Annotated in this window: 12 protein-coding genes; 6 read left to right on the top strand and 6 right to left on the bottom strand. The window is 58.2% G+C overall.

What is annotated here, in order from left to right; genetic code table 11:
• Positions 1–188 precede the first annotated feature (188 nt).
• Positions 189–1,070 (bottom strand): hypothetical protein, encoded by an 882-nt coding sequence (locus R1T46_RS11635; RefSeq protein WP_317305463.1) that lies wholly within the window; start codon positions 1,068–1,070, stop codon positions 189–191.
• A gap of 99 nt (positions 1,071–1,169) precedes the next feature.
• Here R1T46_RS11635 and R1T46_RS11630 point away from each other — a divergent pair, with 99 nt between their 5' ends.
• Both R1T46_RS11630 and R1T46_RS11625 read left to right on the top strand, forming a co-directional pair.
• Positions 1,170–3,038 (top strand): LTA synthase family protein, encoded by a 1,869-nt coding sequence (locus tag R1T46_RS11630; RefSeq protein ID WP_317305462.1) that lies wholly within the window; start codon positions 1,170–1,172, stop codon positions 3,036–3,038.
• 33 nt (positions 3,039–3,071) lie between these two features.
• Positions 3,072–4,868, top strand: a complete 1,797-nt coding sequence (locus R1T46_RS11625; RefSeq protein ID WP_317305461.1) for a glycerophosphodiester phosphodiesterase family protein — start codon at positions 3,072–3,074, stop codon at positions 4,866–4,868.
• Here the strand turns inward: R1T46_RS11625 and R1T46_RS11620 are convergent.
• Positions 4,849–6,828 (bottom strand): winged helix-turn-helix domain-containing protein, encoded by a 1,980-nt coding sequence (locus R1T46_RS11620; RefSeq protein ID WP_317305460.1) that lies wholly within the window; start codon positions 6,826–6,828, stop codon positions 4,849–4,851. The genes R1T46_RS11625 and R1T46_RS11620 overlap by 20 nt on opposite strands.
• 128 nt (positions 6,829–6,956) lie before the next feature.
• Here R1T46_RS11620 and R1T46_RS11615 point away from each other — a divergent pair, with 128 nt between their 5' ends.
• Together R1T46_RS11615 and R1T46_RS11610 are read left to right on the top strand one after the other, a co-directional pair.
• Positions 6,957–7,562, top strand: coding sequence for a DUF1326 domain-containing protein (locus R1T46_RS11615; RefSeq protein WP_317305459.1), 606 nt, complete (start codon positions 6,957–6,959; stop codon positions 7,560–7,562).
• A 40-nt stretch (positions 7,563–7,602) separates the two neighbouring features.
• Entirely contained in the window at positions 7,603–8,325 is a 723-nt protein-coding gene (locus R1T46_RS11610) for a DUF2182 domain-containing protein (protein ID WP_317305458.1), read from the top strand.
• On the opposite strand, the gene R1T46_RS11605 is transcribed toward R1T46_RS11610, so the two are convergent.
• From R1T46_RS11605 to R1T46_RS11595, 3 genes are all read right to left on the bottom strand, one after another.
• Positions 8,319–9,428, bottom strand: a complete 1,110-nt coding sequence (locus R1T46_RS11605) for a hypothetical protein (RefSeq protein WP_317305457.1) — start codon at positions 9,426–9,428, stop codon at positions 8,319–8,321. The genes R1T46_RS11610 and R1T46_RS11605 overlap by 7 nt on opposite strands.
• Positions 9,429–9,452: 24 nt before the next feature.
• Positions 9,453–9,782 (bottom strand): DMT family transporter, encoded by a 330-nt coding sequence (locus R1T46_RS11600; RefSeq protein ID WP_127401587.1) that lies wholly within the window; start codon positions 9,780–9,782, stop codon positions 9,453–9,455.
• A gap of 101 nt (positions 9,783–9,883) precedes the next feature.
• A complete protein-coding gene (locus R1T46_RS11595) occupies positions 9,884–10,654 on the bottom strand; it encodes a ferredoxin--NADP reductase (protein WP_127401588.1) in 771 nt (256 codons plus the stop codon).
• A gap of 119 nt (positions 10,655–10,773) precedes the next feature.
• On the opposite strand from R1T46_RS11595, the gene R1T46_RS11590 reads away from it, so the two are divergent.
• Positions 10,774–11,709, top strand: coding sequence for a LysR family transcriptional regulator (locus R1T46_RS11590; protein WP_127401590.1), 936 nt, complete (start codon positions 10,774–10,776; stop codon positions 11,707–11,709).
• 13 nt (positions 11,710–11,722) lie between these two features.
• Here R1T46_RS11590 and R1T46_RS11585 read toward each other — a convergent pair whose 3' ends face one another.
• Positions 11,723–12,304, bottom strand: a complete 582-nt coding sequence (locus R1T46_RS11585; protein ID WP_317308304.1) for a tRNA-(ms[2]io[6]A)-hydroxylase — start codon at positions 12,302–12,304, stop codon at positions 11,723–11,725.
• A 216-nt stretch (positions 12,305–12,520) separates the two neighbouring features.
• Here R1T46_RS11585 and acnB point away from each other — a divergent pair, with 216 nt between their 5' ends.
• Complete coding sequence (gene acnB / locus R1T46_RS11580) at positions 12,521–15,115, top strand: bifunctional aconitate hydratase 2/2-methylisocitrate dehydratase (protein ID WP_317305456.1); 2,595 nt, start codon at positions 12,521–12,523, stop codon at positions 15,113–15,115.
• The last annotated feature ends 262 nt before the right edge of the window (positions 15,116–15,377 follow it).

The raw sequence follows: 15,377 nt of genomic DNA, 5'->3' as shown, positions 1-15,377 counted from the left end.
GTGTTGATTTATAGTATTTGTTTTATCAAGCAAGCAGCCTCGAATACCGTCTTCAACCTCTACGGGCCACAACTTTGTGCAGCGAATGCCTCACATCAGCACGCGCTGACAGACCATAGGGCAGGCAATTTCTCAACCACTTCCCTATAAAGTAGAAGGCGTTCGCGAATTGAACCAGTTTTCAGGAATTATTTTGGTGCGACCAAAGTATGATCCGGCTCCCGATAGCTTTCCAAACGACTGAGCCAGCCCGCCAGCCAGCGCTCTCGTTCGATCGGAGCGTCGGCGTTCCCGGCCCGACGGGTCAATACTTCAGCGGCTGCGCTTCGGAATTGGTCAAGGGTCGGCCGGTCATCGCCTTTCATGGCAAGAAGGACCTGTAACAACCCCCATCCTTCACCGTTGTATTGCTCCGTGGCGGACAGCCCCTCCCCCTTGAAGTTCACGTAGTCAATGACGGCATAAACCCCGCCGGACGTGCTGACCAGTTCCTCAAGGTGCCGCTTCACACGTGCTCGTTGGGCGTCAGGAGCTACCTGTATGATGCGTAACAGGGAGCTACTGGCCCGCTGGACAATAAAGCCGGCCTGGAGATCCCGGGTCGTCAGCAGAAACTCCCTCAGTTCGACAACACGGGCAAAATCAGCCACCTCGAGAAAAGCGGCCCTGTCGGGCCATGGCGCGTCAAATGGATCCAGCCGTGCAAGCCAGCGGGGCAATGGTGCATCACGCTTGGCCATGTACCGAATCAGTGCGGGAAAGCTTTCTACGAACCGCCCCTCCACTGCCGACGGATACCAGATAAAATGCCCGATACCGAGCGACGGAAAGGCTTCCCCTTTGTTCCAGTGCACAAGGCAGGCTTTCTTCGCAGAACATTCATTTCGAAAAATCTGCTGCCCTACCCAGTCGAGTTCAGCGTCACTTAGCGTAATCGTAGGTGCGCTTGGGTCCTGCACGCTTGTCGATTCTGCTCCCGCAGGCGGGGGATCCTTTTCATCGGAGCACCCTGACAGGGTAAAAATGATCAGCCATCCGATTACCAGTGATTCATAAACGTTCCGCGACATTGCCAGCCTCCAGCCGGTAGCGATAACCTGTTTGTTTGGCGCCCGGCCTTTCACGCCAAAGCTGACGACCTCAACCGCCGCTCGATACCGGACCACACTATGACATTTTTCTCTGGGCTCATGGCCAGACATTTCCGCCAGACACTGGTTTTGGCTTTCTGCTGGCTGGTTGTTGTCAGGGCGAGCTATGTGCTGCAAAGCGGTGTCGTTCCCGATCCTCTGGCAATGATTGCCGGCGACCTGGCCGGTGCGTTTGTTCTCGCTGTTTTGCTGTGCATCACCAGAGGCATTTCCAGGGTTATTCTGGTCGTGGTCCTGGGATGCGCAACGTTTGTTGCCGGCATGCACCTTACCGTTCACGGAACCCTGTTCCAGCTGTCACTGATTGGCAAGGGCGTTGATCCGACCTTTGTGACTGGCAGCCTGATCAACATTCACGCGCTTTGGCTTCCCGTCTACCTTTCCCTTGCCTGGATTCTTCATTGGCAGCACCGTCGTATCGACACCGAAGCACTGCCGGCGGGCAGGACCGGGCAGGTGGTGGTTGCGGTGCTCGTGGCCGCGGTCTATGGCGTGTCGTTCCAGAGCCTTACAACGCCCGCAAACAACGTTGTCGCCAGCTTTTTCGCCCAGATACCAGGGGCGATCATCGGGCCACTCGCCCCAACACTATCCACGGAAGACGAGGACCTCAACGGGTCTGAAAAAGCCCTGAAAACCCTGCAGACGGCGAGCTTTTTTCGTCACCAGGTTGCCGCCCCCATTGTGAGGGACCACCCCAACGTGCTGCTGGTCATGATTGAGGGTATGTCCGGCGGCTATTTCCCAAGCCTGAGCCGCTATCACGATCTCGACCCAACCGTTACCCTGGCCAACCTTGAAGAAAACCTGCGCCGTCATGGATTTCGTATCTACCGGAATTCGCTGAGCATGGAGCGCCAGACAGATCGCGGCACCTTTGCCATCCTGTGTGGCGAATACCCGGACTTCCGCCGGCAATCGCGGAAAATGGTTGATGTAGCTGAAGGCCGCGTTGTGGTGGACTGCATGCCCAAACACCTGAAGGACCATGGCTACCATACGGCCTATTGGCAAGCCGCACCGTTGGATTATATGCAAAAGGGTGAGTTCATGCCGCAGGCCGGTTTTATCGACGTCACCGGCGCAAAGATCTTCAACGGCCCCGAAGAAGAAGTGGAAGGTTGGGGGCCACCTGATCCGATCTATTTCAGCAACGTTGCAAAGCGCCTGCGACAGCTTGATAGGAAGCCCGGCCCGTGGATGGTCACCCTGCTGAACGTGGGTACCCACCACCCGTTTAAAATCGGAAAAGAGCCGGAGCAACAACCACCGGATGATGAATTGAGCGCCGAGGACATCACTCCAGAGCCCCAGGAGGCGCGCAAGAAGGCCATGAGAACCATGGAAGATGCCTTGAATCAGTTTCTTGACGACCTGGCGTCCGACGGCATTCTTGACGACACTTTAGTCATTATCACATCAGATGAGTCCGGCGGATTCATTCGCAAGGATCATGAATCCGTGCCTCTGAACAGCAACGTTGGTGTTCTGGCGATACGTCCTCCGGACAGCGATTCACTCGAAGACTACGCCAATCGCGACCAGATCGTGGCGCAAATCGATATTCCACCCACCATCCTGGATGCAACGGGGCTCGGGACAGAGGCCGGCGACATGATTGGCCGGAGCCTGATGGTCAAGCAACCGAAACAGCAACGCGACCTGCTGTTGGCGGACACCTACACCGGGCTCAAGTATTTCCTGAGGGAGTCGGGGCAGCTCCTGAGCTGCAGCGAACTGATGACCGACTGCACCACTTGGCGCTTTAATCCGGAGCGGCTGTTTGGCACGCTTGAGGCGACGAATGCCGAACCATTCCTGACGTTCGATGAGCGCACGGCATTGTTCAACAGGGCAGCCCTCATGAAGCCCGCAGAGGACCCCTGAGCTTGAAACTTCGACATGGGAACGGCTACCTGAATGAAGATTCTTGCACTGCACACCCTGGCATTCCTGCACGTTCATCGCAGGGCGCTGTTGGTCTTTTACCTGTTTTTCACCGGCCTCGTTCTGGCCGCCATTGCACCGCTCTTTTCCAGCGCCCTGACAGCGCTTCGGCCGATAACCGGTCACGCCGCCATCAGCACTGGCGGGCTGGTGCAGTTTGTGGTGTCCCCTGGCGGCTTACTATGGATTAGCGCAACGGCGACCCTGACCGCCCTCCTGGTAATCCTGCAACAGGCGGGCATGACCTGGATTGCCGCCTCCGGCGGAGGCGGCGAATACCGGATAGCCATTGCGACGCTGTGGGCTCTTGCGCGACGTTTCAAACAACTACTCACCCTCACCCTGCTGCAATTGGGCGGCCATGCACTGATCGCTGCGCCTCTCCTGCTGGCCATAGTGGTGAGCTACCAGTGGCTGATCGCACCCCACGACATCTACTATCTGAAGCTGGAACGGCCCCCCGAAGTCTGGTGGTTCCTGGGCATATCTGGTGTCGCAGCGCTCGGAATCGCCGTCTGTAATGGCTGGCTTTACCTGCGCTGGGTCCTGTCGGTCCCCCTGCTCCTGCTGGACCGCAGAGGTGCGCGCGACGCTCTCAGACAGAGTAGCCGCTATGTCCACGGCCAGCGACTGCCTGTGATGGGCGCAATCATCGCAGGCCTGGTCGGCCTGGCGCTGATTCCCATCTTGGTTACATGGTTGTTCCAGGCAGTGGGAGGCGAGATCTTAACGAATCTGCCGGAGCGGATGGGCGTGCTGATGCCCGTCACCCTGGGCCTGATCGCGCTCTATATCCTGTTCACCCTCACCGCCGCCTTTGCTGGCATGGCGGCCTACAGCATGCTGATATACAGCGTTTACAGGCAGGCGACAGGTCACCACCGTCACAGCACTACCCAAACCCTGCCCCGGCGGGCCTCACCACTGGCGTGGTCAGCAGAGCTTTTAATCATCATCCTGGCCGCTACCCAGGCCTGGTTTGTCCTGCAATCCTTCGACCACCGGGACGATGTTTCCATCACTGCCCATCGTGGCAGTGCTTTCAAGGCGCCGGAAAACACCATGAGCGCCATAAGACAAGCCATTGAGGATGGCGCCGACTACGTTGAAGTGGATATCCGCATGACCGCGGACGGCGTGCCGGTGCTTTGGCACGATACCGACATGCGACGTGTCTTCGGCCTGAACGCCAGGATCTCCGATATCACCCTGGAAGAGGCCCGTGCCCGGGACGCTGGTTCGTGGTTCGGCCCTGCGTTCAGCGATGAGCGAATCGCCACCCTGGAACAGGTCATTGAAACCACCAGAGGACAAGCCCATCTATACCTCGATCTGAAGCCCGCTCCGGAGACGCCCGACCTGACCAGGGAGGTGGTCCATATGCTGCAGCGCATGGATGCCGTGGAGAACACGGTGATTGCGGCCGCCGAATGGCGGGTCCTGGCCGAAGCGCGACAACTGGAGCCTTCGCTGAAAACCAGCCTGCTGGCACAATTCATCGTTGGTCCGCTATGGGAGCAACACTTTGACATACTGGGCCTGCGACAGAACCGTGTCACTCCCGCTACGGTGGCGCGCACCCACCGTGCTGGCAACGAACTCCATGTCTGGACGGTCAATACGCCGCAGGCGATGTCACGTTTTATCGACATGGGGGTGGATAATATCATTACCGACCGACCGGCTGTGTTGGCGCAACTGCTACAACGCCGACAGGCACTGACCGACGCAGAACTTCTGGTGATCAAGCTCAGGAACTGGCTGCGCTAGTCTGCCCACCGGGCCGTAGCCGATACCCCACGCCGGACACGGTTTCGACCCGGGCAGCCTGATCCCCCAGTTTCTTGCGCAAGGTGCGAACCACCGCGTCAACCACGTTGCTGCCACCCTCGTATCGCGTCCCCCACACATCCTGCAACAGTTCACTGCGCGACACGGCCTTGCCCTCACGAGCATTCAGGTAACGCATGACACCGAATTCCAGTGGCGTCAGAGCCACCCTACCCGTTTCAAGCACCAGTTCCCGGGCCTCCAGGTCCAACAGTTCGTTCGCGCGCCGAACGCCAAGCTCTGCAGCCGCGAGATCCGCCAGCCAGCCGTCCACCGAGGCAGGGCCAAAATCGAGCACGGCAGAATGATAGCGTTGGCCATCCAGCACAACGGCGTAATCTTCCAGCACGTCAAAGCCCAACCGTCGGGCGACCGCTGCGTAGGCACCTATATCCCGAACCGTCAGGTAAACACGGCGAAGTCTGGGCCTGAGCTCCATGTAGGCCCGCTTCAGATCCAGCCAAACTGCTGCCTGTACGTCACCCGGAGAGTCTCCGTCATCAATGCTCAACCAGCGCCGGCAAAACAGGGCAATGGCATCCCGGGGCATGGGGTGTTGTTTGAGATGGGAATACCACTGGTCAGCGACCGGATCGTCCAACAGCCAGGCCGGCTGGAGCTCGTCCGAGCGGAGCTTGCCGTAGAAACCTACAATGCGACCATCACCATCCCGGACCGATGAGAATGCCTGGGGCAAACGGCGCCACCACGCCATCAAAGCTCCGGCGGCCTCACTTCCCTCCCAGGTACGGGTAATATCCTCCAGCGCAGGTCCATCATTCGTCTGGGCCGGCTCTACGGCGAACGTGGGGGAGCCACTCGGGAAGAACGCTTCCCGCACCACTGGGTTTTCAATCATGAACAGCATGTCGGCGGTGTAGCGCCAGAGATCACCGCCACCGGCAACGCCCGCCTCTGTCGCCAATTGCCGCCAGGCTGTACGGCGGTATTCAAGATAGCGCGCCGGATCACTCGCGTGCAGGGAACGCGCAATGGCCTCTCGCACCGCATCGTGGATCAACAGACCATCGCTGGCGCCAACCACAATGGGCAAGCGACGCAGCCTATCCCAGGCATCCTGGGGCGGCACGTCCGGAAACAGCGCTTGCAGCAGCGACAGGGTTACCCGACGGACGACGGCCACCCCTTCAAGCACCCGCCTGGTAATCTCATCGCCGACATCCTCAAGAAAAATCTGTGTGAGTTCGTCAAGGGCGCGCTGTAAAGGCGCACCTGTGGGCCATTGCTCCGGCGAGGCCTCCCTCACTGCTGCTACAGCGAGCTTCAACGCCAACGGATGGCCATGAGTACAGCGGGCGATCAGGGATATGTCCGCCTGCTCCAGGCCCAGGCCCTGCAGGAAGTTCTCCGCCTCTTTGTCGGTCAACGAGGAAACCGGAACAGCCCGCATTAACCACCCCCATCCCGGGCTCGCGTACCAGGCTGAGGTAGGCGGCTGGCGCCCCACCAGAACCACTCTTACGTTTTCGGGCAATAGCGGAATGAACACCTGCCTCAACCAGGTATCCAGAAGCCGGAACACTTCAAAGGTATCGAAGGCCAATACAACAGCGCCGCCCAGCTCTCCCAGCCGATCAGCGATGTCCCCAACACTCAATCCTGTGTCACCAATGGCCTCCGCGAGCGCTCCGAGCACACCCTGCTCAGTAGGCTCCACATGGCGACAATCAAGCAGGATAACCGTTGCTCCCCCGGCCCGGGCGATCGTTGCGAAACGCGCCAGCAACGCGGACTTACCAATGCCGGCGATACCGTGAACGTGTAACACCCTCGGCCCCTTTGGCATCAACATGGTTTCCAGGGCGCCAAGCTCTGTATCGCGCCCTACAAACGTCCGATGAGCCCGGGCCGCCATTATGTCGGACATCCGTTGCGGCATGATCGTCTCCCTCCGCTACATTCTCACGATATTCTCATCCCCTCATCACCTCAAAACACCTATTCAGGGCTATAACTGACAATAGCAGTAACCGCACACCAACCCTCAATTTGAGTAAGGAGGCGACGATGAGCACCCAATGGCAAATTCAGGGTGACTATCTTGAAAGTTGCACATGCAAAGGCGCTTGCCCATGCATTTACCTGGAACCACCGACAGAAGGCGACTGCTCGGCCCTGGTCGGCTGGCACATCAAGAAAGGAGCTTACGGCGAGGTGGCGCTTGATGATCTGAACATTGCGCTTGCGCTCAACGCCCCGGGGCCCATGGCAGAAGGCAACTGGAAAGTTGTGTTGTACCTTGACCAACGCGCCGATGAGCACCAGCAGGAAGCGCTTGGCAATATCTTCGGCGGCAAGGCCGGGGGCCACCCGGAACTGCTGGCCTCCATGATCGGAGACGTTCTTGCTGTCGAGAGACAACCCATCGGGTTTTCCGTTGATGATAGTGGGCGGCACCTGACCATCGGCTCGTCCTATGAAGCCGATATCAAAGCGATCGAAGGCCAGAATGGACGCAAGGTCACGATCGACAACCACCCACTGGCCGTAGCTCCGGGCCACTCACTGGTCGTTGCGAAATCCCGGAGTTTGCGCCATCAGAATCACGGCATTGATCTGGATCTGAGCGCGCGGACAGCGCTCTACTCCCCATTCGAATACGCCGGCCCCTGACAACGGAGAGACACCGGAGGTGATTTCGATGGAATTGACAATGGCTAAGATTCATTCGTGGGAGCGTGCGGCCATTGGCGCCTCCCTGGGAATCCTGACCGCATTGGCATGGGCCTATATGGCCATGCCAATGACTATTGCGGCCGGTTCAGGTCTGTCATTCCTCGGCCTCGGCACCGTCATGTGGATGGTGATGATGGTCGCCATGATGCTTCCGGGTGCGGCACCGATGATCATGACCTATATCCGGGTTCACCAGCGTCGGCGCCAGTTCCAGAAGGCCGCAGTACCAACCTGGCTTTTCATGGCCGGGTACCTTGCCGTCTGGGCTGCCTTCGGCGCAATCGCAGCCGTGGCTCAATGGGTATTGCACGCCAACACCCTGATGACCTCGGCAATGGGCCATCTGGATCCACTTCTCGGGGGCTGCCTGCTGGTTGTCGCTGGGGCTTTCCAGTTCAGCTCTCTAAAACAAGCCTGCTTGAACAAATGCCAGTCACCCATAACCTTCCTGATGACGGAATGGCGCGACGGAGCAATCGGTGCCTTTACAATGGGGGCCCGCCATGGCGCCTTCTGCACCGGCTGCTGCTGGGTGCTGATGCTGCTCATGTTCGTCGGCGGAGTGATGAACCTGGCCTGGATGGCAGTGCTTGCGCTCTATTTCCTGGCGGAGAAACTGGTGCCCTGGCCGCAAACGTTTAGCCGGATTACCGGCGCCGTTTTGATGGTCGGGGGGCTTTTAGTGGGAACCCTCTACTGAAGGCCGGAAAAATAACCGGGCTTGCGGCCAGCAAGCCGGTAGAGCAGCGCAAGTAGCCCCTTCAACAGCGCGATGGCCGGCCAAAGTAACCAGCTTGCCAGATAGAACAGCGGCACAAGGATCAACAACCAACCCGCGAGCTGGACCATCATCGGGGAGACACCCAGTACATCGGCCACCCCGGCAAAAAAGTCGTTGATGATGCTGGGGTGGGCGACCACCAGGTAGCCAGCGCCAATGATCAGGGGCCACTTCGCATAACGGGCACTGCGGAGAATCAGCCGCCCGCTGCCAGTAATACGGGCCGCCAATGCCGCTGAGCGTGTTGAAAGCCTGGCGCCCTGGGTCGCCTTTGCCGCCGTGCGACCGGCCCGAAGCACCTTTACGGCACTGGCAAACACCAACACATCCACCGATGCCCAGCCTATGTCACTGGCGGAGATTTCCTCTCCAGTTCTATAATCCGCCTCCAACTGTCGCACGCCGCTGGTGAAGAACTGGGCAAGCCCTTCTGTGATCCTCTCGGTCTGCACCCATTGGGTCTGGCCATTCGCATCCACCACGAACTGCCCGAGAAAATCGTGGCCCTCGTTGCGGATGAAGTTCACTGCGTACCAGCCCCGCTGTTCGGGTGTCAAAGGCTCCGTTTTTTCCGGCTTCTGTTCGCTTTGGTCCTTGCCGCGGAGCTCAGCGATATAGTCCCGGGCGCGTTCATACTGACGGGCAGCCTTGTTCATCCATTCAATGGAGCTGATGGGCTGGCGAAGGAAGTAGTGAATCGGTGGCAGGGCGTTTTCTCCATAGGTGCGCAACACCTCCTGGAATTCCGGCTCTGACGCATAAAGCGGAAAAACGGCGCGGGCCATGTCAGGGTGGGCCATCAGCGCTGCCCGGGCCTTCAGCAGCAAAAGAGGATCGTCCCCCAAGTCCAGAATGGCGGCCTGGACGTCAACAGGCTCGTCCCCGATATCGTCAAAACCGGGCAATGCCTCCCGGGCCTGGATCGAAATCAGTTTCTGCTCAATGGGTACCGGATCGGAGGCGACACTGGCGATTGCGGCAACCAGCAGCGCGATACCCAGAATCACCATGGCCTTCTTCAAACATCCACCTCTGCCTCAATGCGTTCATCCTATACTGCCTGAGAATACGTTGATTACCATAACGCCGGCAACGATGAGGCCGATGCCGAAGATGGCAGGAGGGTCCAGCGTCTGCCCGAAAAACAGATAACCCGCCAGCGCAATCAAGGCCACGCCTGCACCGGCCCACACCGCGTATGCCACTCCTACTGGCAACGTTTTCAGGGTCAACGCCAGGAAGTAGAACGCCAGGATGTAGGACACCACCACAACCAGCGACGGCCCCAGACGGGTGAAACCCTCAGAACTTTTTAGAAAGGAGGTTCCGATGACCTCCGCAACGATAGCCACCGACAAATATAGCCACTGAATCATTCCACAATTCACCTTTCTGACTGGCGCAAAATGCAAAAACCCCGAAGCTCTCACTTCGGGGTTTTGCGGACATTGGGATTAACCCTGGCGACGCGGAGAATTTACTGCTCCACGAAGGCCCTCTCGATCACATAGTGGCCGAGGTTACCATGGCGAGCTTCCTTGAACCCCATGTTATTGAGGATGGAGCAGGTGTCTTTCAACATGCTGGGACTGCCGCACACCATGAACCGGTCATTTTCCAGATCAAATTCCGGCAGGTCCAGGTCCTGCGTCAGCTTGCCGTTTTCCATCGCGTCGGTCAGCCGCCCGGTGTTACGGAAATCCTCACGGGTGACCGTGGGATAGTAAAGCAGCTTGCCATCAACCATTTCGCCGAAGAATTCGTTATTCGGCAGCTCCTCAATATCGGACTGGTACGCCAGCTCGGACTTGTAGCGAACGCCATGGGTCACGATGACTTTATCATAGGCCTCATAGACTTCCGGGTCCTTGATGATGCTGATAAAAGGTGCCAGGCCGGTGCCTGTGCTGATCAGCCAAAGATTCTTACCCGGCAGCAGGTTGTCCATAATCAGGGTACCGGTGGGCTTGCGACTGACCATGATCTCATCGCCTACCTCAATTTTTTGCAGACGTGACGTCAGCGGGCCGTCCTGAACCTTGATTGAGAAGAACTCCAGCTCCTCTTCATAGTTGGCACTGGCAATACTGTAGGCACGCATCAGCGGCTTACCGTCGGTTTCCAGACCAATCATTGTGAAGTGACCATTCTTGAACCGGAACCCCGGATCACGGGTGGTGGTGAAGCTGAAGAGTGTGTCGTTCCAGTGACGAACACTTGTTACACGCTCTTTATTCAGGTTGCTCATGGTATCGCCCGTTCGTTAGCCGTTAGCAAATAAGTAAAAATCATTGTGTAAATAGTAACCCAAGGGTAACCTATCGACAAAATGGGATATTTTCATAACCTTATTCGGAATAATCGATTATGAAGTTTAGCTTCCGCCAACTCGAGGTCTTCCTGGCTGCGGCGCACTTCCAGAACATCACCCGTGCGGCGGATTCCCTGGCAATGTCTCAGTCCGCGGCCAGTAGCGCCCTGAAAGAACTGGAGAGCCAGTTTGATATCCAGCTCTTTGACCGGGTCGGAAAACGACTGCAGCTCAATGAGCTCGGCCGTCTCTATCGGCCAAAGGTCGAGGCTTTGCTGGCCCAGGCCGGGGAGCTGGAACAGGCGTTCAGCAAGCATACCGAAGTCGGCGCCCTGAAAGTCGGGGCTACCCTCACTATTGGTAACTATCTGGCTGTTGGCGTCATGGCCCAATACATGAATACCCCTACCCACCCGATAGTGGCGCTAGAAGTAGCCAACACCCGCACCATTGCCCAACGCGTCAAGGATTTCGAACTCGACATCGGGCTGATTGAAGGTGAACTGCAATCTTCTGAGCTGGAGGTTATACCCTGGCGAGGCGACGAGCTGGTGGTCTTCTGTTCCCCGGACCACCCCTTTGCCCGGAAGGACAGGCTTTCGGATGCAGACCTTCGCTCGGCAACCTGGGTGATGCGTGAGCAGGGTTCCGGCACCCGGCAGACCTTTGAACGCGGCATGCACGGCCTGCTTCCAGACCTGGACATACTACTGGAACTCGAGCATACCGAGGCGATCAAACGGGCGGTGGAGGCCAACCTTGGGATCGGCTGCCTGTCACGGGTGTGCCTTGCTGATGCATTCAGGCGGGGCAGCCTCGTTCCGTTGAAGGTTCCGGAGGAACGACAGTTCGACCGAACCTTCTATTTCATCCTGCACAAACAGAAGTATCGGAGCGCCGGCATCGACCGCTGGATCGACCTGTGCGAGCAACTTCAGGATCCACCGCTTCCGGAGGAGCGTGGCCTACTGTACGACAGGACACCCTCTTGATCCCGCGTTACAGTCAGACTGGCCCGCTGTGAAACCGGAACTCGGTGTCTGGTGTCTCAATCAGTTGTTGCTCCAGCGCGAGGAAGGTCGCCACCCGATCCTCCACCGAATTCCCTGCGGCGTGCTCGGCTAGTGTCAGGTAGTCACGGTAGTGTCGGGCTTCGGACTTCAGGAGTCCGGTGTAGAAATCCGACAGTGTCGCATCCAGATGCGGTGCCAGAGCTGCGAACCGCTCGCAGGAACGGGCCTCGATAATGGCACCCACGATCAGCACGTCCACCAGCCGACCGGGATCTTCTGTGCGTACTTCCTGCCGTAACCCGGCTGCATATCGAGCCGGGCTCAGGTGACCGTAACTCACTCCCCGCTTTTTCATGATAGCCAGCACTTGCTCGAAATGGCGCAACTCTTCCCGCGCAAGACGCGACATCCTGTTGAGCAGGTCCGTGTTATCGACGTAGCGATACATCAAACTCAGGGCCGTGGACGCTGCTTTTTTCTCACAATGAGCATGATCAATCAGCATCAGGTCCTGATTAGCGAGGGCGTTTTCAATCCATCGCTGTGGTGTTCTACAGGGCAGGAAATCATGAATCTCGTTCGAGGGCTTTGGTCATTGTTTACAGCAAGTCAGGTTCTCGGGCGCGGCAGTATACCGCAACGACCCATAATATCCGACCACAGTCCAACTTAACTTTATAAGGGGTTTCCTATAGAATGCAGCGCCAACTTAGCGCCTTTTCGCCATAAAACTCCCGCCAGGCAACGACGCCCACGGCGCGGGACATTCCAACTGATGAGGGTCCATATCGTGTTAGAAGCCTATCGTGAACACGTTGCAGAACGCGAGGCTCTGGGCATTCCCCCAAAGCCTCTGAACGCCGAGCAGACTGCCGCTCTGGTCGATCTCCTTAAGAACCCGCCAGCCGGCGAAGAAGATACGCTGGTCTATCTGCTTGAAAACCGCGTTCCTCCGGGTGTGGACGAAGCCGCTTATGTAAAAGCTGCTTTCCTGACCGCCATTGTTAAGGGTGAAGCGACGTCTCCCCTGCTGGACAAGCCGAAGGCCGTTGATCTGCTGGGCATGATGCAGGGCGGTTATAACATCGCGACCCTGGTCGACCTGCTGGACGATTCTGAACTGGCCGAACAGGCCGGCGAAAAGCTCAAGCGCACCCTGCTGATGTTCGATGCCTTCAACGACGTGAAGGAAAAGATGGACGCCGGCAACGCCGTTGCCAAGGCTGTGGTTGAATCCTGGGCCAACGCCGAGTGGTTCACCAACAAGAAGAAGGTTCCTGAAAGCACCAAGATGGTGGTTTTCAAGGTTACCGGCGAAACCAATACCGATGACCTGTCACCGGCTCCCGACGCCTGGTCTCGTCCGGACATCCCGCTGCATGCCCGCGCTGCCTACAAAATGGAGCGTGATGGCCTGAAGCCGGAAGAACCCGGCGTTACCGGCCCGATGAGCCAGATTGACGAGATCAAATCCAAAGGACTGCCTGTTGCCTTCGTTGGTGACGTGGTCGGCACCGGCTCCTCACGTAAGTCTGCCACCAACTCAGTACTGTGGTTCTTCGGTGACGACGTTCCGGGTGTTCCGAACAAACGCGCCGGCGGCGTGTGCATTGGTAACAAGGTTGCTCCGATCTTCTTCAACACCATGGAAGACGCTGGCGCCCTGGTTTTCGAAGCACCGGTTGACGACCTGAACATGGGCGACGTTATCGACATCCGTCCCTACGAGGGCAAGATCCTGAACGAGGCGGGTGAAACCATCTCGGAATTCGGCTTCAAATCAGAGGTCATCCTGGACGAAGTTCAGGCCGGCGGACGTATTCCGCTGATCATCGGCCGTGGCCTGACCGCCAAGGCGCGCGCAGCACTGGGTATGGGCGCAACGGACATCTTCCGTCTGCCGAATGATCCGGAAGAAGGCACCAAGGGCTTCACCTTAGGCCAGAAGATGGTCGGCAAGGCCTGCGGCCTGGAAGAAGACAAAGGCGTTCGCCCCGGCACCTACTGCGAGCCACACATGACTACCGTGGGCTCCCAGGATACCACTGGTCCGATGACCCGTGATGAGCTGAAAGACCTGGCCTGTCTGGGCTTCCAGGCCGACCTGGTGATGCAGTCATTCTGTCACACCGCCGCCTATCCGAAGCCGGTTGACGTGGAAATGCAGCACACCATGCCGGACTTCATCCGCACCCGCGGCGGTGTTTCCCTGCGCCCGGGCGATGGCATCATCCACTCCTGGTTGAACCGCATGCTGTTGCCGGACACTGTCGGTACCGGTGGTGATTCCCACACTCGCTTCCCAATGGGTATCTCCTTCCCGGCCGGATCCGGTCTGGTGGCGTTTGCTGCAGCGACGGGCGTTATGCCCCTGGATATGCCGGAATCCGTTCTGGTTCGCTTCAAGGGCGAAATGCAGCCAGGCATCACGCTGCGCGATCTGGTACATGCGATCCCGCTGTACGGCATCAAGCAGGGCATGCTGACCGTTGAGAAGAAGGGCAAGATCAACGAATTCTCCGGTCGCATCCTGGAAATCGAAGGCCTTGAGCACCTGACCGTTGAGCAGGCATTCGAGCTCTCCGACGCGTCAGCCGAGCGTTCCGCGGCCGGTTGTACGATCAACCTGTCTGAAGAGTCCGTGGCTGAGTATCTGCGTTCGAACATCACCATGCTGCGCTGGATGATCGCCGAAGGTTATGGCGACCCACGTACCCTGGAGCGTCGCGCCCAGCAGATGGAAGAGTGGATTGCCGATCCCAAGCTGATGCGTGCCGACAAAGACGCTGAGTACTCCCACGTTGTGGAAATCGATCTGGCTGACATCAAAGAGCCGATCGTGTGCTGCCCGAACGACCCGGACGACGCCAAGTTCCTGTCCGAAGTCGCCGGTGACAAGGTCGACGAAGTGTTCATCGGCTCCTGCATGACCAACATCGGCCACTTCCGCGCTGCTGGTAAGCTGCTGGAGATGAACAAGGAGCCGCTGAAGACCCGTCTGTGGATGTCTCCGCCGACCAAGATGGACCAGGCGCAGTTGATGGAAGAAGGCTACTTCAACACCTACGGCACCGCCGGCGTTCGCACCGAAATGCCGGGCTGCTCCCTGTGCATGGGTAACCAGGCCCGCGTGGCAGCCAAGTCCACAGTGCTGTCCACCTCCACCCGTAACTTCCCGAACCGCCTGGGCGATGGTGCCAATGTGTACCTGACCTCTGCGGAACTGGCAGCGGTTGGTGCGGTACTGGGCAAACTCCCGTCTCCGGCGGAGTACATGGAGTACGCCAAGGACCTGAACAGCATGTCGAAAGAGATCTACAAGTATCTCAACTTCGACCAGATGGAGAACTACACCAAGAAGGCGTCTGAAGCGAACGTTGCTTAAGATCTGACCTTCCGGTTTAGCTCCATGGAAACGCCAGCCTTCGGGTTGGCGTTTTTTTTGGTCTTACATGAGTAGCCTGCTGGTGATGGGGCTGAGCCCGCCGCGGGGTACCTTTTCTTCTGGGAAAAAGAACTCGCTGCGCTCAGACACCTTTTCCCCGGCAGAAAAGGCACCCCACACCGTGCTCGACCTGACTGATTGGATATACCCCCCAGAAACCAGTCCCTCCCGCACAAAAAAAGGGCTCCCGAAGGAGCCCCTT

The sequence above is a fragment of the Marinobacter salarius genome (assembly GCF_032922745.1).
In the GTDB taxonomy this organism is placed as follows: domain Bacteria; phylum Pseudomonadota; class Gammaproteobacteria; order Pseudomonadales; family Oleiphilaceae; genus Marinobacter.
Note: the sequence above shows the minus strand (reverse complement) of the source record. Positions and strands in the feature narration are given on the sequence as shown.

What these genes read in the sequence shown, in the direction of transcription:
- R1T46_RS11620 (WP_317305460.1), bottom strand. Translation starts at nt 6,828, where the DNA reads ATGCCGCAACGGATGTCCGACATAATGGCGGCCCGGGCTCATCGGACG.
- R1T46_RS11625 (WP_317305461.1), top strand. Translation starts at nt 3,072, where the DNA reads ATGAAGATTCTTGCACTGCACACCCTGGCATTCCTGCACGTTCATCGC.
- R1T46_RS11635 (WP_317305463.1), bottom strand. Translation starts at nt 1,070, where the DNA reads ATGTCGCGGAACGTTTATGAATCACTGGTAATCGGATGGCTGATCATT.
- R1T46_RS11610 (WP_317305458.1), top strand. Translation starts at nt 7,603, where the DNA reads ATGGCTAAGATTCATTCGTGGGAGCGTGCGGCCATTGGCGCCTCCCTG.
- R1T46_RS11600 (WP_127401587.1), bottom strand. Translation starts at nt 9,782, where the DNA reads ATGATTCAGTGGCTATATTTGTCGGTGGCTATCGTTGCGGAGGTCATC.
- R1T46_RS11590 (WP_127401590.1), top strand. Translation starts at nt 10,774, where the DNA reads ATGAAGTTTAGCTTCCGCCAACTCGAGGTCTTCCTGGCTGCGGCGCAC.
- R1T46_RS11630 (WP_317305462.1), top strand. Translation starts at nt 1,170, where the DNA reads ATGACATTTTTCTCTGGGCTCATGGCCAGACATTTCCGCCAGACACTG.
- R1T46_RS11595 (WP_127401588.1), bottom strand. Translation starts at nt 10,654, where the DNA reads ATGAGCAACCTGAATAAAGAGCGTGTAACAAGTGTTCGTCACTGGAAC.
- R1T46_RS11615 (WP_317305459.1), top strand. Translation starts at nt 6,957, where the DNA reads ATGAGCACCCAATGGCAAATTCAGGGTGACTATCTTGAAAGTTGCACA.